15 protein-coding genes and 1 pseudogene are annotated in these 22,693 nt (G+C 71.3%); 11 read left to right on the top strand and 5 right to left on the bottom strand.

Features of this window, described 5'->3' with window-relative positions:
* The first annotated feature begins 139 nt into the window (after positions 1-139).
* Complete coding sequence (glf, locus tag BO64_RS08315; RefSeq protein ID WP_496402819.1) at positions 140-2,470, top strand: UDP-galactopyranose mutase; 2,331 nt, start codon at positions 140-142, stop codon at positions 2,468-2,470.
* A gap of 4 nt (positions 2,471-2,474) precedes the next feature.
* Here glf and BO64_RS08320 read toward each other — a convergent pair whose 3' ends face one another.
* Together BO64_RS08320 and BO64_RS08325 are read right to left on the bottom strand one after the other, a co-directional pair.
* Complete coding sequence (locus BO64_RS08320; RefSeq protein ID WP_496402820.1) at positions 2,475-3,125, bottom strand: c-type cytochrome; 651 nt, start codon at positions 3,123-3,125, stop codon at positions 2,475-2,477.
* An 8-nt stretch (positions 3,126-3,133) separates the two neighbouring features.
* Positions 3,134-5,062, bottom strand: coding sequence for a thiamine pyrophosphate-binding protein (locus BO64_RS08325; RefSeq protein ID WP_496402821.1), 1,929 nt, complete (start codon positions 5,060-5,062; stop codon positions 3,134-3,136).
* A gap of 151 nt (positions 5,063-5,213) precedes the next feature.
* Here BO64_RS08325 and BO64_RS08330 point away from each other — a divergent pair, with 151 nt between their 5' ends.
* Genes BO64_RS08330 through BO64_RS08340 form a run of 3 tightly spaced genes read left to right on the top strand, consistent with a single transcriptional unit; the run spans position 5,214 to position 9,065 of the window.
* Positions 5,214-7,610, top strand: a complete 2,397-nt coding sequence (locus tag BO64_RS08330; RefSeq protein WP_496402822.1) for a membrane-bound PQQ-dependent dehydrogenase, glucose/quinate/shikimate family — start codon at positions 5,214-5,216, stop codon at positions 7,608-7,610.
* 10 nt (positions 7,611-7,620) lie between these two features.
* On the top strand, positions 7,621-8,334 hold the full coding sequence (locus BO64_RS08335; RefSeq protein ID WP_496402823.1) for a cytochrome c oxidase assembly protein: 714 nt from the start codon (positions 7,621-7,623) through the stop codon (positions 8,332-8,334).
* Positions 8,331-9,065, top strand: coding sequence for a cytochrome b (locus BO64_RS08340; protein ID WP_496402824.1), 735 nt, complete (start codon positions 8,331-8,333; stop codon positions 9,063-9,065). The genes BO64_RS08335 and BO64_RS08340 overlap by 4 nt, the downstream gene beginning before the upstream one ends.
* On the opposite strand, the pseudogene BO64_RS08345 reads toward BO64_RS08340, so the two are convergent.
* Positions 9,022-9,486, bottom strand: a pseudogene (locus BO64_RS08345) (c-type cytochrome); the annotation flags it as partial. The gene BO64_RS08340 and the pseudogene BO64_RS08345 sit on opposite strands and share 44 nt — an antisense overlap.
* A gap of 176 nt (positions 9,487-9,662) precedes the next feature.
* Between BO64_RS08345 and BO64_RS08350 the strand changes: the two are divergent.
* The 6 genes from BO64_RS08350 to BO64_RS08375 all read left to right on the top strand — a co-directional run bounded on the left by BO64_RS08350 (position 9,663) and on the right by BO64_RS08375 (position 17,238).
* A complete protein-coding gene (locus BO64_RS08350; RefSeq protein WP_496402825.1) occupies positions 9,663-10,091 on the top strand; it encodes a c-type cytochrome in 429 nt (142 codons plus the stop codon).
* Positions 10,088-11,035, top strand: a complete 948-nt coding sequence (locus BO64_RS08355; protein ID WP_496402826.1) for a cytochrome c oxidase subunit II — start codon at positions 10,088-10,090, stop codon at positions 11,033-11,035. The genes BO64_RS08350 and BO64_RS08355 overlap by 4 nt, the downstream gene beginning before the upstream one ends.
* Positions 11,032-13,566: a cbb3-type cytochrome c oxidase subunit I gene (locus BO64_RS08360; RefSeq protein ID WP_496402827.1), complete on the top strand. Its 2,535-nt coding sequence runs from the start codon at positions 11,032-11,034 to the stop codon at positions 13,564-13,566. Before BO64_RS08355 ends, BO64_RS08360 begins: the two co-directional genes overlap by 4 nt.
* A gap of 1 nt (position 13,567) precedes the next feature.
* Complete coding sequence (locus BO64_RS08365; RefSeq protein WP_496402828.1) at positions 13,568-13,873, top strand: hypothetical protein; 306 nt, start codon at positions 13,568-13,570, stop codon at positions 13,871-13,873.
* Between the two features lie 83 nt (positions 13,874-13,956).
* Complete coding sequence (gene sppA, locus BO64_RS08370; RefSeq protein ID WP_496402829.1) at positions 13,957-15,732, top strand: signal peptide peptidase SppA; 1,776 nt, start codon at positions 13,957-13,959, stop codon at positions 15,730-15,732.
* A gap of 12 nt (positions 15,733-15,744) precedes the next feature.
* A complete protein-coding gene (locus BO64_RS08375; RefSeq protein ID WP_496402830.1) occupies positions 15,745-17,238 on the top strand; it encodes a 2OG-Fe(II) oxygenase family protein in 1,494 nt (497 codons plus the stop codon).
* Between the two features lie 161 nt (positions 17,239-17,399).
* On the opposite strand, the gene BO64_RS08380 is transcribed toward BO64_RS08375, so the two are convergent.
* The gene (locus tag BO64_RS08380; RefSeq protein WP_496402831.1) at positions 17,400-20,492 is read right to left on the bottom strand and encodes a TonB-dependent receptor plug domain-containing protein; all 3,093 of its coding nucleotides are present in this window, start codon (positions 20,490-20,492) and stop codon (positions 17,400-17,402) included.
* A gap of 307 nt (positions 20,493-20,799) precedes the next feature.
* On the opposite strand from BO64_RS08380, the gene BO64_RS08385 reads away from it, so the two are divergent.
* A complete protein-coding gene (locus BO64_RS08385) occupies positions 20,800-21,342 on the top strand; it encodes a hypothetical protein (protein ID WP_496402832.1) in 543 nt (180 codons plus the stop codon).
* A gap of 3 nt (positions 21,343-21,345) precedes the next feature.
* Here the strand turns inward: BO64_RS08385 and BO64_RS08390 are convergent, their stop codons facing one another.
* Positions 21,346-22,521: an aspartyl/asparaginyl beta-hydroxylase domain-containing protein gene (locus BO64_RS08390; RefSeq protein WP_496402833.1), complete on the bottom strand. Its 1,176-nt coding sequence runs from the start codon at positions 22,519-22,521 to the stop codon at positions 21,346-21,348.
* Positions 22,522-22,693 lie beyond the last annotated feature (172 nt).

Here is a 22,693-nt window from a genome sequence, read left to right on the forward strand (position 1 = left end):
TGGCCCGCGCACGACCGCCCACGCGTCCGCCGTGAGGGCTCAGGCCCCAGCCGCGTCTGCATCCCGACCAGCGGCCTTTGCCCCCCCTCCTCCCGTTTGCCGGGCGTGAAGCCCGCCGCCCTCCCCGAAAGGACGCCAAGTGCCCCCCTCGCGCGCCGACGTGCTGATCTGCTTCTCTCACCTGCGCTGGGACTTCGTCTTCCAGCGGCCCCAGCATCTGATGAGCCGCTTCGCCCGGGAGCGACGGGTGGTGTTCTGGGAGGAGCCGCTGCCAGCCGCCCCTGGAACCCCGCCGGTGCTGGAGGTGAGGACCTGCGGCCAGAGCGGGGTGCTGGTGGCCACGCCCCGCCTGCCCGACGACCTGCCGGCGGACGCCCGCGAGGAGGCGTTGCGCAGCCTTCTGGACGAGCTCCTCTCGGCCGAGCCGGGAAGCCGCATCTGCTGGTACTACACGCCGATGATGCTGCCCTTCTCGCGGCATCTGGAGCGGGCGTGCACCGTCTATGACTGCATGGACGAGCTGGCCAACTTCCGGTTCGCCCCGCCCGAGCTGATCCCCCTGGAACGCGAACTGCTCGCCCAGGCCGATGTGGTGTTCACCGGCGGCTACAGCCTGTGGGAAGCCAAGCGCGAGCAGCATCCCAACATCCATCCGTTCCCGTCGAGCGTGGACCGCGCCCACTTCGCCGGCGCGCGCAGCGGCGACGCCTCTCCGCCCGATCAGGCCGCCATCCCAGGGCCACGGCTGGGCTTCTACGGCGTGGTGGACGAGCGCATGGACCTCGACCTCCTGGCCGCGGTGGCGGACGCGCGACCGGGCTGGAGCCTGGTGATCGTCGGGCCGGTTGTGAAGATCGACCCCGCCGACCTGCCCCGGCGCGCCAACCTGCATTTCCTTGGCGGCCGCAGCTACGGCGAGCTGCCGCAGTACCTGTCCGGCTGGGACGTGGCCCTGATGCCGTTCGCGGTGAACGAAGCCACCCGATTCATCAGCCCCACCAAGACCCCGGAGTACCTCAGCGGGGGCCGGCCGGTGGTCTCCACCCCGATCACCGACGTGATCCGCCACTACGGGGACCTCGAGGCCGTGAAAATCGCCGACGCCGCCCCCGCCTTTGTGGACGCCTGCGAGATGGCCCTGCGGCTTCCCGGCGGCGACGACGCCTGGCTCGAGGCGGCCGACGGCCTGCTTTCGGCCATGTCCTGGGACGCCACCTTCAAGGGCATGGAAGCGCAGATCGGCAAGGTGCTGAACGCCCGGGCCGCGGCCCTGCAGGCGATCAGCGCGCCCGCGGTGCGTCCGGCCGACCGGCGCAAGCCGTTCGACTATCTGATCGTCGGGGCGGGCCTTGCGGGCTCGGTGTTGGCCGAGCGCCTGACCAGCCAGCTGGGCAAGCGCGTCCTGCTCGTGGACCGCCGGCCCCATGTCGGCGGCAACGCCTATGACGAGATCGACGCCGCGGGCGTCCTGATGCACCGCTACGGGCCGCACATCTTCCACACCAATTCAGAGGACGTGTTCGCCTATCTGTCTCAGTTCACCGCCTGGCGGCCCTATGAGCATCGCGTGCTCGCCGCCGTCCGCGGACTCGAGACGCCGATCCCAATCAACCGCACGACCCTCAACATGCTCTTCGGCGCGGGCCTGAAGGACGACGCCGAGGCGGAGGCCTTCCTCAAGGCCCGGGCCGAGCCCGTGGCCCGGATCCGCACCTCCGAGGACGTGGTCATCTCCCAAGTCGGGCGCGAGCTCTACGAGACGTTCTTCCGGGGCTACACCCGCAAGCAGTGGGGCATGGACCCGTCCGAGCTCGACAAGTCGGTGACCGCCCGGGTGCCCACGCGGGTCAACACCGACGACCGCTACTTCACCGACCGGTTCCAGGCCATGCCCGCCGCCGGCTACACGCGAATGTTCGAGGCCATGCTGGATCAGCCGGGCCTCACCGTGGAGACGGGCGTGGAGTTCGCCGACGTGCGCGGCGAGGCCGTCTTCGACCACCTGATCTTCACCGGCCCGGTGGACGAGTATTTCGACCATCGCTTCGGCCCGCTGCCCTACCGCAGCCTTGCCTTCCGGCACGAGACGCTCGACCAGGAGTGGTTCCAGTCCGTCGGCACGATGAATTATCCGGACGAGGCGGTCCCCTACACCCGCATCACCGAATACAAGCACCTCACCGGCCAATCCGCCGCCCGGACCACCATCACCTACGAATATCCCCGGGCGGACGGGGATCCCTACTACCCGGTGCCCCGGCCCGAGAACCAGGCGCTCTACAAGCGCTACGAGGCCCTGGCCCTGGCCGAGCCCAACGTGAGCTTCGTCGGCCGTCTCGCCACCTACCGCTACTACAACATGGACCAGGTGGTGGGTCAGGCCCAGGCCACGTTCCGGCGCATCGCCGAGCGGGACGGCCGGCGCATCGAGGCCGAGGTCCGGGCGCAGGCCGCCCGGCTGGCGTCCTGAGGCGTCAGCGGCTGGGGGCGCGCAGCAGGGCCGGCAGCTTGTCCGGATCGCGCGGCCCCGGCAGGCCCTTCACATAGGCCCAGGTGTCGGCGACCTCCTGGTCGGTCATCAGCGTCGGCCCATACGCCGGCATGACCGAGCGCGGCTTGCGCAGCTGCTGGTGATAGGCGGGAAGGGTCATGGAGGTGGCGGCCAGGGTCGGCCCCGGCCCGCCGCCCTGCCCCACCGAGCCGTGACAGGCATGGCAGCCGTTCTCCAGGTAGGTCTTCCGCCCGGCGACGGGATCGCCCTTCAGCTGGGCCACCGCCGCCGCGCCCGCGGCCCCCTTGGGCGCGGCGAGGGACTTCAGATAGGCGTAGATGTCAGCCGCCTCCTGGTCGGTCAGCACCCGCGCGTCATAGGCCGGCATGGTCCCCCGCGGCCTGCGCAGCTGGCCGTGGTAGGCGGACCAGTCCAGGGCCGTCCCCGCCACCGCCGCGCCGGCGGGCGAGCCTTCTCCGCTGAGGCCATGACAGGAGGCGCAGCCCTTGTCGGCATAGGCCTGGCGGCCGGCGGCGACGTTCCCCTGTGGAGCGGCCGGAGCGGCGGCGATGAGCGCCGGAGCGGCGGCGCAGAGGGCGAGGCCGAGCAGGCCCGCGAGAGGCTTGAAGGACATGGGCGTACTCACCGGGGTTCGCAGATGGCGTCGATCAGCGCCGGCTCGCCGCGCTTCACCACCGCCAGGGCGCGCTTGATCGCCGGCCCGAGGTCGCGCGGGTTCGAGATCGGGCCTTCGGCATAGACGCCCATGGACCGCGCCATCATGGCGAAGTCGATGTTGGGGTTGGTCAGGGTCGTGCCGATGGTGGTGTTCTTCATGCCGCGGCCCAGGCGTCCGGCCATCCGCTGCACGTACATCACCTCCTGGTGGTAGGCCCGGTTGTTGTACATCAGGTAGAGGATCGGGATCTTGTGGTGCGCGGCGGTCCAGAGGGTGCCGGGCACGAACATCAGGTCGCCGTCGCCCTGGAAGGCGACGCTGATCCGTCCGTGGTCTCGGTTGGCCAGGGCCGAGCCCAGGGCCGCCGGGGCGAAATAGCCCAGGCCCCAGCCGCCCGAACCGCCGTTGTAGCGATAGTAGCGGTCGGCGGGCCACAGACGCTTCCAGCCCGGCATCAGGCCGTCGCCCACCAGCGACCAGTCCTCGTCCTTGATCTGGTTCCACAGCTCCATGGTCAGCCGGGCCGTGGTGATCGGGCTGTTGTCCCAGCCGATGCTGGCGTCCACCCGCATCCGCTGCAGCATGGCCGCCTGGGCCTCGCCCATGGCCTTGAGCTTGGCGGGATCGGGCTTGCGCCCGCCCAGGGCCTTGCGCACCGCCTCGGTCAGGTACGGCAGCGAGGTCTGGGCGTCGCCCGTGATGATCAGGTCCATCTCCTGGTAGCGGCCGAAGTCCTGGAAGTTGGCCTTGATGAACAGGTCCTTGGCGCCCAGGGCCACCACCTTGGTCCCCGGCTTCAGCACCGGGTCGTCATAGCGGTGGATGCGGTCGATGGAATTGTGCAGGGCCGCGTAAGGCTCGTTGACTTCCAGGGCCAGCACCAGGTCCGCCTGGGCCAGCAGCGCCCGCCCGCGGAAGCTCTGGTTGAGCGGGTGATGCGAGGGGAAGTTGGTCCGCGCGCCCTGGTCGATGATGGGCGTGTTCAGGGTCTCGGCGAACTCCACCAGCCGGTCCATGCCGGTCTGGTTGCGGGCCACGCGCCCGGCGATGACCACCGGCTTCTCGGCCTTGGCCAGCATCTGGGCCAGCTCGTCCAGGGCCCCGGTGTCGGCGTGCGGATAGACCAGCCTGGGCATCCGCACCATCTTCGGATCGCCGTGGATCGGCTGCTCCTGCAGCTCGGTGTCCACCGACAGCAACACCGGCCCGCTCGGCGGCGTCATGGCGATCTGATAGGCCCGGGCCAGGGACTCGCCGAAGCCCTGCAGGGTGTAGGGCTGGTCGTCCCACTTCACGAAGTCGCGGACCATGGCGCCGGGGTCCTGGGCCGAGTGCACCCACTCCGCCCGCTGGCGCATCTCGGCGTTCAGGGTGTTGCCGCCCAGCAGCAGCACCGGCGCCCGGTCGCAGTAGGCGTTGTAGAGCGCCATGGAGGCGTGCTGGATGCCCACCGTCCCGTGCACCATCACCGCCAGGGGCTTGTCGGCGATCTTGGCGTAGCCGTGGGCCATGGCCACGCCGATCTCCTCGTGCGTCACCGTCAGCAGCTCCGGCGCCTTGTTGCCGCCGTGGTTGACCAGGGCCTCGTGCAGGCCCCGGAAGCTCGAAGCCGGGTTGGTGATCACATAGTCGAGGCCGAGCGCCTTGATGGCGTCGGTCATGAAATCGCCGCCGCAGTTGGCCTGTTCGACCGCGTCATGATCGTCGGGCGGCGGCAGGCTCTCGGCGATCTCGTTCGGCCGCGGCAGCACCCGCGCCGCCTGGCCTGCCGCCGGCGCCTCCTGGGCCTTGGCTGCGCCGCCGGCGCTCGCCCCGACCGCCGCCGCGCCCACGGCCGCGCCCTTCAGGAACCGCCGCCGGGCCTCGTCAGCCTGATCCTTCCGCTTCGCCATAGCCCACGCACCCCTACGCAAAGACGCGCCGAGCTTCACTGAACGACCAGAGGTGTCCAACGCTGATTTCTCATGCGGTCATACGCATCGTTCATCGGAACCTTGAGGCCGCTGAGCGGTTCGGAACGGCAGAGCTGGACCGGAGGCGAGGATGCACGGAACGGGCCCGCGGCCGCCTGCTTTTGCGGCGCCGGCGATCAAGGCGCTGGCTGTCGTCCTGGCCCTCCTGGGCCTGGTCCTGGCCGTCGGCGGCGTGGCGCTGATCGCCCTGGGCGGCTCGCCCTACTACCTCGTTGCTGGGCTCGCGCTCATCGCCTCGGGCCTGCTGCTCTTCCGGCTGATGGCCGCCGGCGCCTGGCTCTACCTCGCCACCGTGCTCGCCACCCTGGCCTGGGCGGTCTGGGAAGTGGGGCTGAACGGCTGGGCCCTCGTCCCGCGGGTGGTGGCGCCGCTGGTGCTCGCTGTCCCGGTGCTGCTCGCCCTGATGGCGCTGAGCGGCGCCCGCGCCCGGAGCACCCTCGCCGCCCTCGGGGTCTTCGCCGGCGTGATCGTCATCGGCGGCCTCGCCGTGGGCCTCGCCGCCCGCGCCCCCGCCCCCGGCAAGTCGCCCGCGCCCCTGGCGGGCATGGCCGAGCCCGCCCTGCGCGACGTCGGCGCCGACTGGCCGGCCTATGGCGGAACCTACAGCGCCCGCCGCTACTCGCCCCTCGGCCAGATCGACCGCACCAACGTCCGGCGCCTGGAACGGGCCTGGACCTTCCGCACCGGCGACCTGCCGGACGAAAAATGGGGGGCCGAGACCACGCCCCTCAAAGTCGGCTCCACCCTGTACCTTTGCACCGCCCGCAGCCGGGCCATCGCCCTCGACGCCGCCACCGGCCGCGAGCTGTGGCGCTTCGATCCCAAGGTCGCGGACGAATACATCCCCTACACCGCCGCCTGCCGCGGCGTGGCCTATTACGACGTCCCGGGCGTCTCCCCGACCGAGGCCTGCGCGGCGCGGATCATCTACGGCACGCTCGACGGGCGGCTCATCGCCCTGGACGCCCGCACCGGCCGGGCCTGCGCCGACTTCGGCCAGGGCGGCGCCGTCGACATCAAGGTCGGCATGGGCGAGGTCATCCCGGGCATGGTCTCCATCACCTCGGCGCCCACCATCGTGCGCGGCGTGGTGGTCACCGGCCACCAGGTCCTGGACGGCCAGTACCTGGAAGCCCCATCGGGCGTGATCCAGGGATTCGACGCCGTCACCGGCGAACTGCGCTGGGCCTGGGACATGGCCCGCCCCGACCTCACCGGCTATCCGCCGCCGGGCGACTCCTTCACCCGCGGCACCCCCAACATGTGGACCACCGCTACCGGCGACGAGCGCCTGGGGCTCGTCTACCTGCCCATGGGCAATGCGGCCGCCGACTATCTCTCGTCCCACCGCACCCCGGCCGAGGACCAGTTCTCCACCGCCCTGGTGGCCATCGACGTGACCACGGGAACGCCCCGCTGGTCGTTTCAGACCGTCCGCAAGGACGTCTGGGATTATGACCTCGGCTCCCAGGCGACGCTGATCGACTTCCCCACCGCCGGCGGGCCCGTCCCGGCCCTGATCCTGCCCAGCAAGCAGGGCGACATCTACGTCCTCGACCGCCGCACCGGCGCGCCGCTCACGCCGGTGGGCGAGATCCGCGCGCCCCAGGGCGGGGTCGAGCCAGACCAGCGGGCGGCCACCCAGCCCATCTCCCGCTACCATACCCTGCGCAAGGCCGATCTGACCGAGCGCGACATGTGGGGCATGTCGCCCATCGACCAGATGCTCTGCCGCATCGGCTTCCGGCGGGCCACCTACGAGGGCTTCTACACCCCGCCCACCACCCGCACCCACTGGATCCAGTACCCCGGCTACAACGGCGGCTCGGACTGGGGCGGCGTGGCGGTGGATCCCCGTCGCGGCCTGATTATCGCCAACTACAACGACATGCCGAACCACAACCGCCTGGTGCCCCGGGCCGAGGCGGACCGGCGCGGCTGGTTCCCGCGCGGCGATCCCCGCGAGAAGACCGGCGCCGGCGGGGCCGAGGGCGCGGGCGATCCCCAGGCCGGCGCGCCCTACGCCATCGACGTGAACCCCGGCTGGCGCATGAAGTTCACCGGCCTGCTCTGCAAGCAGCCCCCCTATGGCGGCATCCGGGCCATCGAGCTCGCCACCGGCCGCACCGTCTGGGACCGCCCCTTCGGGACGGCCCGCAACAACGGCCCGTTCAAGATCCCCTCGCGCCTGCCCCTGGACATCGGCACGCCCAACAACGGCGGGCCCGCCGTCACCGCGGGCGGCCTCGTCTTCATCGCTGCGGCCACCGACGACCTGATCCGGGCCATCGACACCGAGACCGGCAAGACCCTCTGGTCCGATGTCCTGCCGGCCGGGGGCCAGGCGACGCCCATGGTCTATGAGGCGGGCGGCCGGCAGTACCTCGTCATCATGGCCGGCGGGCATCACTTCATGGAAACCCGCAGGGGCGACTGGGTCATCGCCTACGCCCTGCCCCAGCGATGAGCCCGCGGCGATGACCGGCCTGCCCGTCTGGACGCCCTACTGCGGGGTCGGCGCGACGCCGGCGGACGTGCTGGCGCGCTGGAACACCGACCCGGTGCTGCTCGCCGCCCTGACCCTCGTGGCGGCGGGCCTCTGGCGGGTGCGGGCGCCGCCCGCCGGCTGGGCCGCCTGGGGCCTCGCCGTCATGCTGTTCGTCTCGCCCCTGTGCGCCCTGTCCTCGGCCCTGTTCGCCGCCCGGACGGTTCACCATGTCCTGCTGGTCGCGGCCCTGGCGCCCCTTGCCGCCTGGGCCCTGCCGCCCTTGCGCGCGCCGGGTCTCGGCCTCGTCACGCTGGCGGCCACGGCGGTGTTCTGGGCCTGGCACGCCCCCGCCGCCTACGCCCTGGCCATGAGCCACGACGGCGCCTACTGGCTGATGCAGGCGAGCCTCTTCGCGGTCGCCCTCTGGTTCTGGATCGCGGTCCGCGCCGCCCGCCCCCTCGCCGCCGTGGCCGCCCTCTTGGTTTCCACGGTGCAGATGGGCCTCCTCGGCGCCCTGCTCACCGTCGCCGACCGGGCGGTCTACGCCCCCCATGCGGCCACCACTCTCGCCTGGGGCCTGACGCCGCTTCAGGACCAGCAGGCGGCGGGCCTGATCATGTGGGCGCCGGCCGCGGCCATCTACCTGGCCGTGGCCATGGTCCTGCTCGGCCGCCAGCTTGCGCCCCGCGGCGCCGCCGCATGATCGACCGGCTGCTGCTCAATCTTCTGGAATGGGCGGCGGGCCACGCCGACGAAGGCCGCTATTCCCCGGTGGCCATCGTCTTCCACTGGACCATGGCCAGCCTGGTGTTCTTCCAGCTCGGCCTCGGCTGGTGGATGGGCCGCCGGCCCGTCGGCGGCGGCAAGGTGGCGGCCTACGACCTGCACTATGCCGTGGGCGTGCTGATGCTGGTGCTGATTCTGGGGCGCGGCGCCTGGCGCGCCTTCGCCCCCCGCCCGGTGAACGACGCCCATAAGCCGGGCTGGGAGGGCATCGCCGCCCATGTCACCCACTACGCCTTCTACGCCTGCCTGTTCGGCCTGCCCCTGTCCGGCTGGTTGATGATCTCGGCCTCGGCCCGGGAGACGGACCTCGCCCTCGTCGGCCTCGTCCCGTGGCCGCTGCTGCCCCTGCACGGCCTCGACAATGCGCGCCTGTGGGCCATCGAGGCGGCGTCCGAATGGCTGCACTGGGGCCTCGTCGTCGCCCTCCTGCTGCTGATCCCGATCCATGTGGGCGGGGCGCTCAAGCACCAGTTCGTGGATCGGGACGATGTGATGCACGGGATGCTGCCGGTGCTTCCGAAGCCGCGGAAGCGGCCGACACGCTGGCGGCGGCGCTACCTGGCCGTGGAGCGGCGGACAGTCCGGATAGCCAGGTCGCTATGGCCGCTGCGTCCGCCGCGGAAAGCCCCGCCGCGGCCGTCCGCATGACCCCGCGCGGATCGTTGCGCCGCTCGCTCCGGCGCCATCTGCGCAGCTGGTCCGCCAGATAGGCCGCCGGCTGACCCGCCAGGGCCGGCCCCGCCGCCCCCGCGCCCTCGCCCCACGGCCCGTGGCAGGCGATGCAGGCGTCATAGGCGATGGGTGCGGGCGGAGCCGCCGCGAAGACCGCCCTGGGCGGCAGGCCCGCGTACCAGGCCGCCACCGCCGCCCGGGCCTTGGGCGTCAGGTTTCGGGCGACCTCGCCCATCACGTCGTGCCGCCGCAGGCCCGAGGCGTAGTCCTCCAGCTGCTTGTGCAGATAGCCCGCGTCCAGCCCGGCCAGGCGCGGTGCGGCGTCCCCGTCGCCGGCCCCGTCCAGGCCATGACAGGTGAAGCAGGCGTTGGCCGCGCCGCCGTCGCCGCCGCTCATGGCCACCAGCTGCCCGGTCCGACTGAACGCCTCGTCGGTCGCACGCGAAATCTCGCCGCAGGCGGCGAGCCCAAGACCGGCGGACAGGATCGCAAGGACGAGGCGCACCTGCTTCCAACCCCGCGCCACGGCCGAGGTTCCGGGAACTGCCAAGCTGCACGCGGGTTTGCACCCTGATGCCGGAGGGGATCGATGCGGCCGTGGGACTGGATGCGCGCCCAGCAAGCCTGCGTAAGGGGATCGTGGCGATGACCCTCGCCGCGGCGGCCCTGGGCGTATTAGGCGCCTGCGCCGACAAGTCCGGCCTGCCGCGCGAGCTGGCCGGGGCCGATCCGGCCGAGGGCCGCCGGCTCATCGAGCACGCCGCCTGCGCCGCCTGCCATGAAATTCCCGGCGTCGCCTGGCCCCAGGGCCGGGTGGGCGCGCCGCTGGCGGGCTTCGGCAAGCGCCCGCTGATCGCCGGCCGCCTTCCCAACCAGCCCGCCGTCCTGGTCCGCTGGCTGATGGACGCCCCTTCGCTGGCCCCGGACACCGGCATGCCGCCCCAGCCGCTCACGCCGGAGGAGGCCCGCCACGTGGCTGCCTACCTCTACACCCTCCGATGAGCGGGCTCGGCGACATGTTCGCGGGCTGGCCGCCGCCCGTGCTGGAGCCGGGCGGGCCCTTCGCAGGACCGGTGACGGTGCTGGCCTGGGCCCTGTTCGCCATGGCCGGGATCGTCCTGGCCATCGTCCTCGGCGTCACCGCGGCGGCGCTGTTCGGTCCTCGCCGCTGGCGCGCGCGCCTGGCCCATGAGCGGCTGATCCTGATCGGCGGCTTCGCCTTTCCGGTGGTGGTGCTGAGCGCGCTGCTGCTCTGGGGCCTCACCCTCACCCGCGACCTCTCGGCCGAGCCGCGCCCGGGCGAGGTGCGCATCCGGGTGACCGGCGAGATGTGGTGGTGGCGGGTGGCCTATCTCGATCCCGCCGGCCGCGAGGCCGTGCAGGACGCCAACGAGATCCACATCCCCATCGGCCGGCCGGTCACCCTGGAGCTGGAGGCCGCGGACGTGATCCACAGCCTCTGGATCCCGCGCCTATCGGGCAAGGTCGACATGATCCCCGGCCGCCGCAACCTCATGCGCGTCCAGGCCGAGAAGCCCGGCGTCTATCCGGCCCAGTGCGCCGAGTTCTGCGGCGGGCCGCACGCCCTGATGGGCCTCGTGGTGGTCGCCCACGCCCCCGACGCGTTCGAGGCGGTCCGCGTCCGGCTCGCCCGGCCGGCCGAGGCGCCGGGAGGCCCCGGCGCCGACGGCTTCCTGGCCGCCGGCTGCGGAGCCTGCCACACGGTCCGCGGCAGCCCCGCCAACGGCCTCGCCGGCCCGGACCTCACCCATGTGGGCTCGCGCCGCACCCTGGGCGCCGGCATCCTGCCCAATCACCAGGGAACCCTCGCCGCCTGGATCGCCGACAGCCAGGCCATCAAGCCGGGCAACCGGATGCCCGCCTATCCGGTGCTCTCCGGGGCCGAGGTCCGGGCCATCGCCGCCTGGCTCGAGGCCCTGAAATGAGTTCGGAGACCGGCTTCGACCGGCGGCTCTACGACCGCTTCCCCACCCGCGGCGCGCGCCCGCCCGGCGAGCTGGAGGCCCTGAAGGAAGCCTGGTGCGCCCCCCGCGGCTGGCAGTGGCTCACCGTCATCAACAACAACTTCGTGGGCGTCTACTACGTCGGCGCGGCGATGCTGTTCTTCGTGCTCGCCGGGATCCTGGCGCTGCTGATGCGCACCCAGCTCGCCCTGCCGCTCAACGGCTTCCTGCCCCAGGAGACCTACAACCAGCTCTTCACCATGCACGGGACCATGATGATGTTCCTGTTCGCGGTGCCGGCGGTGGAGGCCCTGGGCGTGCTCCTCCTGCCGCAGATGCTGGGCGCCCGCGACCTGCCGTTCCCGCGCCTGTCGGCCTATGCCTTCTGGGCCTATCTGATCGGCGGCCTGGCGTTCTTCTGCTCGCTGTTCTTCGGCCTCGCCCCCAACGGCGGCTGGTTCATGTATCCCCCGCTCACCAGCACGACCTGGTCGCCGGGCATCAACGCCGACTTCTGGCTCCTGGGCATCGGCTTCATCGAGATTTCCGCCATCGCCGGGGCCGTCGAGATCATCGTCGGCGTCCTGCGCACCCGCGCCCCGGGCATGACCCTGGACAAGCTGCCGATCTTCGCCTGGGCCATGCTGATCTTCGCCGGGATGATCATCATCGCCTTCCCGTCGGTGATCCTCGCCACCCTGCTGCTCGAACTGGAGCGGGCGTTCGGCTGGCCCTTCTTCGACAGCGTGAAGGGGGGCGATCCGCTCCTGTGGCAGCACCTGTTCTGGTTCTTCGGCCACCCCGAGGTCTACATCATCTTCCTGCCGGCGGCGGGGGCCATGTCGACCATCATCCCGGCCATCGCCCGGGCGCCGCTGGTGGGCTATCGGCTGGTGGTCCTGGCCATGTTGGCCACCGGCTTCATCTCCTTCGGCGTCTGGGCCCACCACATGTTCACCGTGGGCATGCCGACCATGTCGGTGAACGTCTTCTCCGCTGCTTCCATGGCCGTCAGCGTGCCGGCGGGGGTGCAGGTGTTCGCCTGGATCGCCACCCTCGCCGCAGGCCGGATGCGGTTCAGCGCGCCCGGGCTCTTCGCCGTGGGCGGCCTCGTCATCTTCGTCATGGGCGGCCTGACCGGGGTGATGGTGGCCATGGTCCCCTTCGACTGGCAGGCCCACGACACCTACTTCGTGGTCGCCCACCTCCACTATGTCCTGATCGGCGGCATGGTCTTCCCGCTGTTCGCCGCCATCTACTACTGGACGCCGCTGATCAGCCGCCGGGCGCTCAGCGAACGCCTGGGCCGTTGGGTGTTCTGGCTGATGTTCGCCGGCATGCACCTGACCTTCCTGCCCATGCACCTCACCGGCCTGATGGGCATGCCGCGCCGGGTCTACACCTACCTGCCGGGCCGCGACTGGGAGGCCACCAACCTCCTCTCCACCGCCGGGGCCTTCCTCTTCGCCGCGGCGGTGCTGCTGTGGGTCATCGACATGGCCCGCAACTTCCGCCCGTTCGGGGCCGGGAATGCGGGCAACGTCCACGACGGCCCGGGCCTGGAGTGGCTGCCCAACGACCTCTATTCGGTGCGTTCCATCCCGGTGGTCCGCAGCCTCTATCCCCTGTGGGACCAGCCCGACCTCGCCCGCGACGTGGAAGCCGGCCGCTACCTGCTGCCGAACAATCCCACCGGCGGGCGCGAGACCCTCGTCACCAGCGTCATGAACGCCGAGCCGCAGTACCTGCTGCGCATGCCCAGGCCCTCGCCCTGGCACGTCTGGGCGGCGGTGTTCACGGCCGCCTTCTTCCTGCTGCTGACCGTCCAGGCCTACGCCGCCGCCGCGGTGTTCGCCCTGCTCGCGGTCTGGACGATCCTGCAGTGGTGCTGGCTCCTGGACCGGCCCATGGAGCGGCCCGAGGTGGACATCGGCGCGGGGATCCGGGTCCCCAGCTACGCCAGCGGCGTGCGCAGCCACGGCTGGTGGGCCATGGCCATCACCCTGATCGTCGGCGGCATGGTCGCCCTTCTGGCGGGGTTCTCCTACGTCTTCCTGTGGAGCAGCCGGCCCGACCTCTGGGGGCCGCCGCCCAAGGATTCCCTGCTCCTGATCCTCGGCCTCCAGGCCGCCGCCGCCCTCCTAGCCGCCGGCGGGGTGAAGACCCTCGCCCGCGGCGGCGCCCGCGCCCCTGCCGCGGCCACTCTCATGCTCGCCGCCGCCGCCCTCCTTGTCGCTGCGGCCTGGGGCCTCGACCTGCGCGGCTGGGCGGCCGGCGGGCTTCAGCCGTCCCAGTCGCCCCAGGGCGCCGCCGTCGCCGCCCTGCTCTCTTGGCAGGGGCTGTTCGTCCTCACCGCCGCGTTCATGGGCCTCTACGCCCTGCTCCGCCTCGCCTGGGGCTATGTGCGCCCGGGCCAGCCGGCCACCTTCGAGGTCATCGGCCTGTTCCTCGCCTACGCCGCCGGCCAGGGCGCCTTCGCCGCCGCCCTGCCGCGGCTGTTCCCGGGGGCCTGAGATGGGCCGGTGGGCCTATGGGCTGGGCGGCCTCTTCGCCTGGGGCCTGCACTTCGTCGGGGTCTACGCCTTCGCCAGCCTCGACGCCCAGACGCCCGCCGACGACCGCCGGCTCTGGCAGCTGGCCGCCGTCCTCCTCAGCCTCGCCTGCGCCGGCGCCTGCGCGGGGCTCGCGGCCCTGGCCCTGCGGCGAATGAAGGCCCGCCGCGAGGCCGCCCCGGCCCTGATGGACCAGTTCGCCGCCCTCGGCGCCGCGGCCGGTCTGGTGGGCGTCGCCTGGCAGGCCCTCGCCGCCCTGATCGTCTAGGCCCGCCGCGGCGCGCAGGACGCTGGTCCGACGCGGGATTTCGTGCGAGAGCCGGGACTGGGTTTCAGGATTTCGATGACGACATGAAGCAGTTTCTGATCACCGCGGCGGGCGTGTTCGCCGGGCTGATGATCTTCCTCGTGGGCGTCCCCTTCGTCCTGATCTCCCTGGCGGTCAGCGCCGCCGGCTCCTCGCCGACGCCCGCCCGGGCGGTGCTCGAGCTGGACCTGCGCGATCCTCTCACCGACCAGGCGCCGCACAGCCCCTTCGCCAGCTTCGGCCGCAACACCACGGCGGTTATGACCGTGATCGAGGGCCTGCGCCGGGCCGAGAAGGACGACCGCATCAAGGGCCTGCTGATCCGCCTGCCCGAGGGCGGCGTCGAGCCCGCCATGGCCGACGAGCTGCGCCAGGCGCTGCTGCGTTTCCGGGCCACGGGCAAGCCGGTGATCGCCCACAGCCAGGGCCTCTACCCCGGCGGCATCACCTCCTCGACCTACATGCTGGGCGCGGCCTCCGGGAACTTCTGGATGCAGCCGGGCGCCTCGCTGCAGGCCACGGGCCTCGCCACCGAGGACATCTTCCTCAAGCGCTTCTTCGACAAGTACGGCGTCAGCCCGCAGTTCGAGCAGCGGCAGGAGTACAAGAACGCCGTCAACGCCTACACCCAGAGCGACTACACCCCCGCCCACCGCGAGGCGACGCTGTCCTGGATGACCTCGGTGTACGAGACGACCCTGGCCGCCGCCGCCGGCGACCGGAAGCTCGACGCCGCCGAGCTGCGCCGCACCCTGGAGGCCGGGCCCTACCTCGCCGAGGACGCCCTGCGCCTGCGCCTGATCGACCGCGTGGGCCAGGTGCGCGAGGCCCGCCAGACCCTGCTCGACAAGGCCGGCGAGGACGCCAAGACCCTCGACTTCCGCGACTACGGCCAGGGCGACGTCAGCCGCCGGGAACGTGCAGGCGACACCGTGGCCGTGATCGAGGCCGAGGGGCCGATCGTCACCGGCCGCGACGCCGGCGCCAGCCCCTTCGCCGCCACCGGCATGATCTATTCCGACAACCTGGCCGACGCGATCCTGCGGGCCGCCCGCACCAAGACGGTGAAGGCCATCGTCCTGCGGGTGAACTCGCCGGGCGGCTCCGACACCGCCTCGGAACAGATCCTCGACGCCATCCGCGAGGCCAAGGCCAAGGGCAAGCCGGTGGTGGTGTCCATGAGCACCTACGCCGCCTCGGGCGGCTACTGGATCGCCTCGGGCGCCTCGGCCATCGTCGCCCAGCCCACGACCCTCACCGGCTCCATCGGCGTGTTCGGCGGCAAGTTCGCCCTCGGCGAGGCCCTCGCCCGGTTCGGCGTCGACGTGCGCGAGACCGAGATCGGCGGCGACTACGCCGGCGCCTTCAGCCTCGGCCGGCCCTTCACCCCGGCCCAGCGGGCCGCCTTCGCCGGCTGGATGGACCGCATCTACGACAACTTCATCACCCGCGTGGCCGACGGCCGCCGCCTGCCGCCGGAGCGCGTCCGCGAGATCGCCAAGGGCCGCGTCTGGACGGGCGTCCAGGCCCGCCAGCTCGGCCTCGTGGACGAGCTGGGCGGCTTCTACCAGGCCGTGGAGAAGGCCAAGGCCCTCGCCGGCCTGAAGGGCGACGTGCCCCTGCGCCGGATGACCCCCACCGAAGGTCCGCTGGAGGCCCTGCAGCGGGCCCTGGGCGTCTCGGCCGTCTCGGCCCGGACCCTGGCCGCCGCCGCCTGGGTGCTGGGCGATCCCCGGGCCGAGGCGATCATCGAGCGGGCCGCCGAGGGCCGCCTCCGCGCCCAGGGCGCCACGGTCCTGGCGCCTTCGCCGCTGCCCTAGGGAGCCGACGCCGTGGCTGCGCTGGATCACCGCCTGGCCTACGAGCTGCTCAACCGCGGAGACGTGGAGGGCGCCCTGCGCTTCACGGCCCAGTTGCTCGCCGCCCCCCTGCCCACCTCGGGAGCCTACGCCGCCCGGGCCCGGGCGCTGAAGGCCGCCGGCCGGGCCCAGGAGGCCCTGGCGGTCAATCGCGAGGCCGTCCGCCGCTATCCGGCCAGCGGCGCCAGCTGGCACAACCTCGCCGCCACCCTGGGCGACCTGGGCCACGGGGCCGAGGCCGCCGAGGCCGCCCGCCGGGCCATCAGCCTCGGCATCGCCGCCCCCGAGACCCGCCTGGTCCTGGCCCGGGCGCTCCAGTCCGAGCAGCGCTACGACGAGGCCGAGGCCGCCTTCGCCGAGGCCCTGCGCCTGCGGCCGGACTATGAGGAGGCCAACACCGAGCTCGCCCAGCTCATCTGGATGCGCACCGGCGACGCCGACCTCGCCCTCGGGCCGCTGCGCCGGGCGGTGGCGCTCAACCCGTCCCACCCGGGCCTGGTCTTCTCCCTGGCCATGGCCCAGCAGTTCACAGACCGCCGCCTCGAGGCCCGGGCCACGGTGGAGCAGGGCCTCGCCCGCCTGCCCCAGGACCGGCGGCTGATGAACTTCGCCATCGAGCTCTACTGCAAGCTGGGCGACGCCCCCGCCGCGGTGCGCCTCGCCGAGTCGGTGCGGGGGGACGATCCGGTGGCCAACGTGATCCGCGCCCAGGCCTGGCTGGCCTCAGGCGACGCCCCCGCCGCCGCGGCCGCCGCCGAGGCGGCCGTGCGCCAGCAGCCGTTCCACCAGTATTCCATCGCCCTCCTCGCCACCGCCTGGCGGATGACGGGCGATCCCCGCTACCACAAGGCCTACGACTACGACCGGCTGGTGGCCACCGACGACATCATCGACCCGGACACCGCCGAGGGCGCGGCCTTTCTGGAGGAGCTGCGGGCGGCCCTGCGGCGGCTGCATCGCTTCACCACCCATCCCTTCGGCCAGTCGGTGCGCCAGGGCAGCCAGGCCCCCCTGCGGCTGGACGGCTCGCACGAGCCGGCCATCGAGCGGCTGCTGGAATTGCTGCGCCAGGCCGTGGCCCGCCGGGTGGACGCCGTCGGCCCCGGCCCCGGCTTCTTCGAGCAGCGCAACACCGGGGCGGCCAACTTCTCGGGCGCCTGGTCGATCCGGCTGATGGGGGCGCAGGGCCATCACACCGACCACATCCACCCCATGGGCTGGATCTCCTCGGCCTTCTACGTCTCGGTCCCCGACGACGTGGCCGACGAGACGGGCAAGCCCGGCTGGATCAAGTTCGGAGAGCCGGGCGTCGCCACGGCGATCCCCCTGGCCGCCGAGCGTTTCGTGCGGCCAAGGCCCGGACGGCTGGTGATGTTCCCGTCCTACATGTGGCACGGCACGGTGCCCTACGAGAGTCCCGCCGAACGGATGACGGTGGCCTTCGACGCCGTCCCCCGGGTCGGCTGACGCCCCAGGACAGACCGCGAACCATCTGACGCCCTCGGCCCCAGGCCGGCGGGCGCGCCGTCGCGCGTCCGTCGCCCGCGCCTCCCACGGCGGCCTTCCGCGCAAAGAAAAAGGGCGGCGACCGAAATCGCCGCCCTCGTCCTTGAGGCTATCGCTAGGACTTAGAAGTCCGCGCGCAGACCCACGAACAGGTACCGGCCCAGAGAGTCGTAGGTCTGGGGATAGGTGTTCCCGTTGCAGGGCCCGGTCGGGCAGTTCGACTGGCTGACCAGCGGCGGCTCGTTGTCGAACACGTTGTTCACGCCGAAGCGGAACGTCATGTTGTCACGGACCGCCCAGGTGCCGGCGATGTCGAAGTAGTTCTTGTCGGTCAGCTTGGCGTCACGTTCCGTCCCGCGGGTCGCACCGCCCAGGTAGGCGTCCGACGTCACGCTCGACACGTAGCGCCAGGTGGTCGACAGCTCCAGGTCCCAAGGCGTGCGCCAGGCGGCGCGCAGCTTGTGACGCCATTCCGGCATCGGGGCCGAGGCCGGAACCGCCGAGCCCGTGCAGACGCCGCCGTAGTAGCCGGCGCAGTTGAACGGAGTGTCGCCCGGCAGGGTGGTGACCAGGTACTTGTCGAGCCACGAACCCTGGAAGTTGAACGACATGCCGCCGAACTGATCCAGGCCGCGGGTCAGGCCGAAGTCGCCGAAGTCGAAGCGGTAGTTGGCTTCGACGTCGATGCCTTCGACTTCCAGGGCGCCGGTGTTGAAGGTGGTGTCGACGATGTAGCCGTTCTGCGACAGCCACAGCGAACCGGTGCCCGGGGCGCGTTGGATGAGATCGCAGAAGAACGCATCGCCGGTCGTGGCGCAGCGCTCGAGCGTCACGTCCTGACCGATCTGACCGATCCGGTCCTTCAGCTTGATGTTGAACCAGTCGACCGACGCCGAGAAGCCCGGGATGAAGGTCGGGGTGAACACGAAGCCCACCGAGTAGGTGTCGGCGGTTTCCGGATCCAGGTTCGGGTTACCACCGGTCTGGCCGTTGTACTGCTCGGCGCCGTTGGCGGCGATGTTGCCGTACTGGGCGGCGGTCACGCCGGTGCGGGCGCACTGCTCGGCGGTCCAGTCCGGGGTGGCCCCGGCGCACGGATCGGTCGAGCCGTTCAGCACCACGTTCAGGGTCGAGAAGAGTTCGACCACGTTCGGGGCGCGGACGGCGCGGTTGTAGCCGGCGCGGATACGGAAGTCGTCGTTGATCGACCAGTCGCCGGCGATCTTGTACGTGTCCGTCGAGAAGCCCAGCGAGTAGTCGGACCAGCGGTAACCGACTTCGGCCGACAGGTTCTTGAAGAACGGCTGGTCGGAGATGAGCGGGATCCGCGCTTCACCGAACAGTTCGTACACGTCGTAGGCGCCGGCCGACGGAAGCGTCGCGCCGCCCTGACCGGCCAGGTCGCCGGTTTGGTAGGCCAGGTCCGTGTTGAAGTCGAGGCGCTCGCGACGGTACTCGGTGCCGATGGCGAAGCCGATGCCTTCCGAAGCCCAGGGCAGCTTCACGTTGTACTGGCCGAGGTCGCCGGTCAGCGAGGCCGACACGACGGTCTGGGCGTATTCACCGTTCGAGAAGCCCGGGGTCTGCAGGTAGTCGATCGACTCCTGCGACGGGCCGTTCGACGAGAAGATGTCGTACGGACGGCAGGCCGGGTCGACGTTCGTGCCGGCGAGCGAGGTGGCCGAACGGCAGGCCGGTTGACCGGTGGCCGGATCGATCACGACGTCGAGGGCGCGGGCCGAGCGGACCAGCGAGAAGTCGTTGAAGTAGATGTTGCTGTACACCACGACGCCGTGCTGGGCGTACACGTCGTACTGGAAGCCGTTGTCCAGCGAACCGCGCATGCCGATCACGCCGCGGTAGTCGGTGTGACGGATGTCCGACACACGGCCGCCGCCTTCGACGTTACGACGCAGCACCGCCACCGAGGCCTGACGGCCGGGGGTGATCGGGTCGGCGTCGTCGTTGATGCCGATGGTGTTCGGGAAGTTCGGGTCGTCCGGCAGCTGGTCGATGGTGGGGGCGCAGAACGCCGTCACCATGTCAGCCGACAGGAACGGGTTGTTTTCGCAGTTGATGTTCATGTTCTGGCCGAAGATGCCCGAGGGGGCGATCTGGGCGGCCGTGTGGTCATCCATGAACATCAGCTGGGTGTAGAGCTCGGCCTTTTCGCTGAACTGGTAGTTCGCGAAGGCGCCCAGCACGTACCGGGTGTCCGGACGCTGATAGTAGTTGTAGGGCGCGAAGTTGAAGGCGTCGCGCGAGCCGACGTAGCTGCGCAGGCCGCGACCACCCGGAGCGTTCGGATCCAGGGTGAAGTCGCCGCCGCCGCCGCCGCCGCCGTTCAGGAAGCGGGCCGGAGCCGTGGTGCCCGAACCCGAGCAGCTGAAGCCCGACGGGTCGGTGGCCGAGTTGGCCAGGGTACAGGCCGAGTAGTCACGGTTGTTCTGGGTGACGGGCTGGACGTTCCGGTAGCCGGCGTAGGCGGTGACGTTGCCCTTGCCGTCCGGCGAGTTGACGCCGACCACGATGTTCAGGTCGGTCGTGCCGCCGTCCCAGACGTCCTTTTCCGGCAGCGCGAAGGCGGCCGGGTTCAGGGCGGTGGAGCCGCGACGGGTCACCAGGTCCTGGATGCGGTCGTTGTTGTTGGTGTGCTGATACCCCGAGTACTGCGCGTCGATCCGCACGCCCTCGAAGTTCTTCTGCATGATGAAGTTCACGACGCCGGCCACGGCGTCGGCGCCGTACACGGCCGAGGCGCCGCCGGTCACGACTTCAACGCGCTCGATCAGCGAGGCGGGGATGAAGTTCAGGTCGGGGGCGGTGTTGGTGGCGCCGGCGGCCGGGGTGCCCGGCTGCAGGCGGCGGCCGTCGATCAGCACCAGGGTGCGGTTGGCGCCGAGGCCGCGCAGGTCGACGGTGGCGGTGCCGGTGGCGCCGTTGGCGTAGCTCGAACCCTGAGCGGCGAACACCTGCGGCAGCTGGTTCACCAGGTCTTCCGAGCGGGTCACGCCGCGCGTCACCACGTCCTGGGCGCCGACGACGGTCACCGGGCTGGCGCTGGTCAGGTTCGGCTGCGGAATACGCGAACCGGTGACCACGACTTCGGCGACTTCATCCTGAGCCATGGCCGGAGTGGCGGACAGGCCGATAAGGGCCGCACCACAGATCATCGAAGACGCCAGAAGGCGTTCTCGCACGGAATTGAATTTCACGGTCTGGATCCTCCAGCGGAACTGCCGAGACGGCAGCCGCTCCCCACAAAAGAGATCGATCCCGGAGGCGGGGTCGCTTCCGGTTACGGTCGAGTTACGTGGCTAAGGGAGAAACGGTCAACGAACATTAGGTTCTGGAAATGTCATGGGCGCCAACCTGTCGCATTATGGTCACAGATCGCCCGCGCATGGTTGCGGCGAGCACGATTGTTGCAGAGGATGACCGCTGATCGGCCCATTCGCGCCAAAACGTCCTCCGGGCTACAAGACGGCAAGATCGCGAGGAATCGCCCTCAGGAGCCGCCCGATGACCCGCCTGCGCCCTGCCCTTCTCACCGTCTCCGTCTGCGCCTTCGCCGCCACGTCCGTGGCCGGCCCGGCGGCGGCCCAACCCAAGGTCGAGGGGCGCGCCGCGCTCCTGCAGCAGCTCGCCGACTGCCGGAAGCTCACCGACGACGCCGCCCGGCTCGGCTGCTATGATTCCGCCACCGCCGCCCTGGAGCAGGCCGAGGCCAAGGGCGACATCGTGGTGGTCGACCGCGAGCAGGCCCGCACCGTCCGCCGCGAGGCTTTCGGCTTCAGCCTGCCCTCGCTGTCGGTGTTCGAGCGCGGCGAGGACAAGGACAAGATCGACAACATCACCGGCAAGATCGCCTCGGCCCGCCAGGACGGCGCCGGCAAGTGGGTGCTGCGTCTGGAGGACGGCGCGGTCTGGCAGCAGATCGACGTGCAGGAGCTGTCGCTCTACCCCAAGGCCGGCCAGTCGGTGACCATCCGCAAGGCCACCCTCGGCAGCTTCCTGGCCAGCGTCGAGGGCCGCCGCGCCTTCCGCGTCCGGCGGGTCGAATAGGCTTCAGCCGCCCGCAAAGAACCGGTTGCGGGCCACCATCATGGTCTTGATCAGCTCGCGCTCGCCCGCCTCCAGGAACGGGTTCCACACGTCGAAGATCAGGATCACGCGCAGCTGGTCCGAATCGTTCCAGGCCTCGTGCTCGATGGTGTCGTCGAACACCCAGGCCTGACCCATCTTCCATTCCCGCGTCTCGTTGCCCACCCGGAACCGCGCCGGGCCGGGCAGGATCAGCGGCAGGTGGGTGAGCAGGCGGGTGTTGGTCGAGCCGGTGTGCGGCGGGATGTGCGTGTGGGCGTCCAGGGCCGAGAACATGGCCGTGGGCGCGAACTCCGGCTGGTCGGCCATGGGCAGGCTCGCCAGCAGCTCCGCCGTCCGCGGGCAGCGGGCGCAGACCGCCTCCTGACGCTCGCCGTCCTTCCAGAGAAACAGCGAGCTCCAGCGGGGCGAGTGGTTCAGCTCCTCCCACTGGTTCACCGGCACGTCGGGCGGGAAGGCGATGTAGGGAGCGAAGTCCTGCATGTTCCCCGCCAGCAGGGCCTGCAGCTCCTCGAGGATCACCGGCGTCGCCGCCTCCAGCTCGGGCAGCCAGGGGAACAGCTCGCGCGGATAATAGGGAATGGCCGGCAGCCGCGGGTAGTGCAGCAGCAGCGGCTCGTTCTGATAGACCTTCTTGCGGCCCGAATAGACGCCGATCGCCTCGTCCACCCGGGCGATGGCCAGTTCCGATCCGGCGCTGTCCACCGGTCCCATCTGCTCGCGCAGGAAGGCCTCCATGGCCGCCTGGGTGCGGGCCACCACCTCTCGGGCGCGCTCCACGGGCGCCTTCAGCGCCGGCGGCAGCTGGTCGTCGGGCGGGGCGAGCTTCAGGGCGTTCTGATAGACCCGGGCGGCGATCCGCTCGCCCGAGACCTTCTCCACCAGGGCCCCCTTCGAGAGCAGGGCCAGGAAGTTGTACGGATCGAGCGCCAGGGCCTCGTCCAGGGCGGCGATGGCGGCCGGGAAAGCGCCCGACATCCGCAGCGCCAGGGCCCGCTGCATCTTGATCTGCGGATCGTGCGGCTGGGCGGCCTCGGCCCGGCCGATGGCGGCCAGGGCGGCGGCCACGTCCCCGCGCCGCAGGGCGTCGGCCGCGTCGGCGAGAAGCTGCTCGGGCGAGGGAATGGGGCCGGCGTTCATCACCTGTCCTTCAGGTCTTGGGGCGTCGCGCAGGCCATCGCCGCAGTGATCACCGGGACATGCGCGGGGATCGTGGCCGGTCGGCGGCCGATCAAGCGAACCATGGTCACCTTGCGGGCGGGACGTTGCGAAACTTCCACCCGCCCCCGATGATGTCAACGAAGGGTCCCCT

Source organism: Phenylobacterium composti DSM 19425 (genome assembly GCF_059568645.1).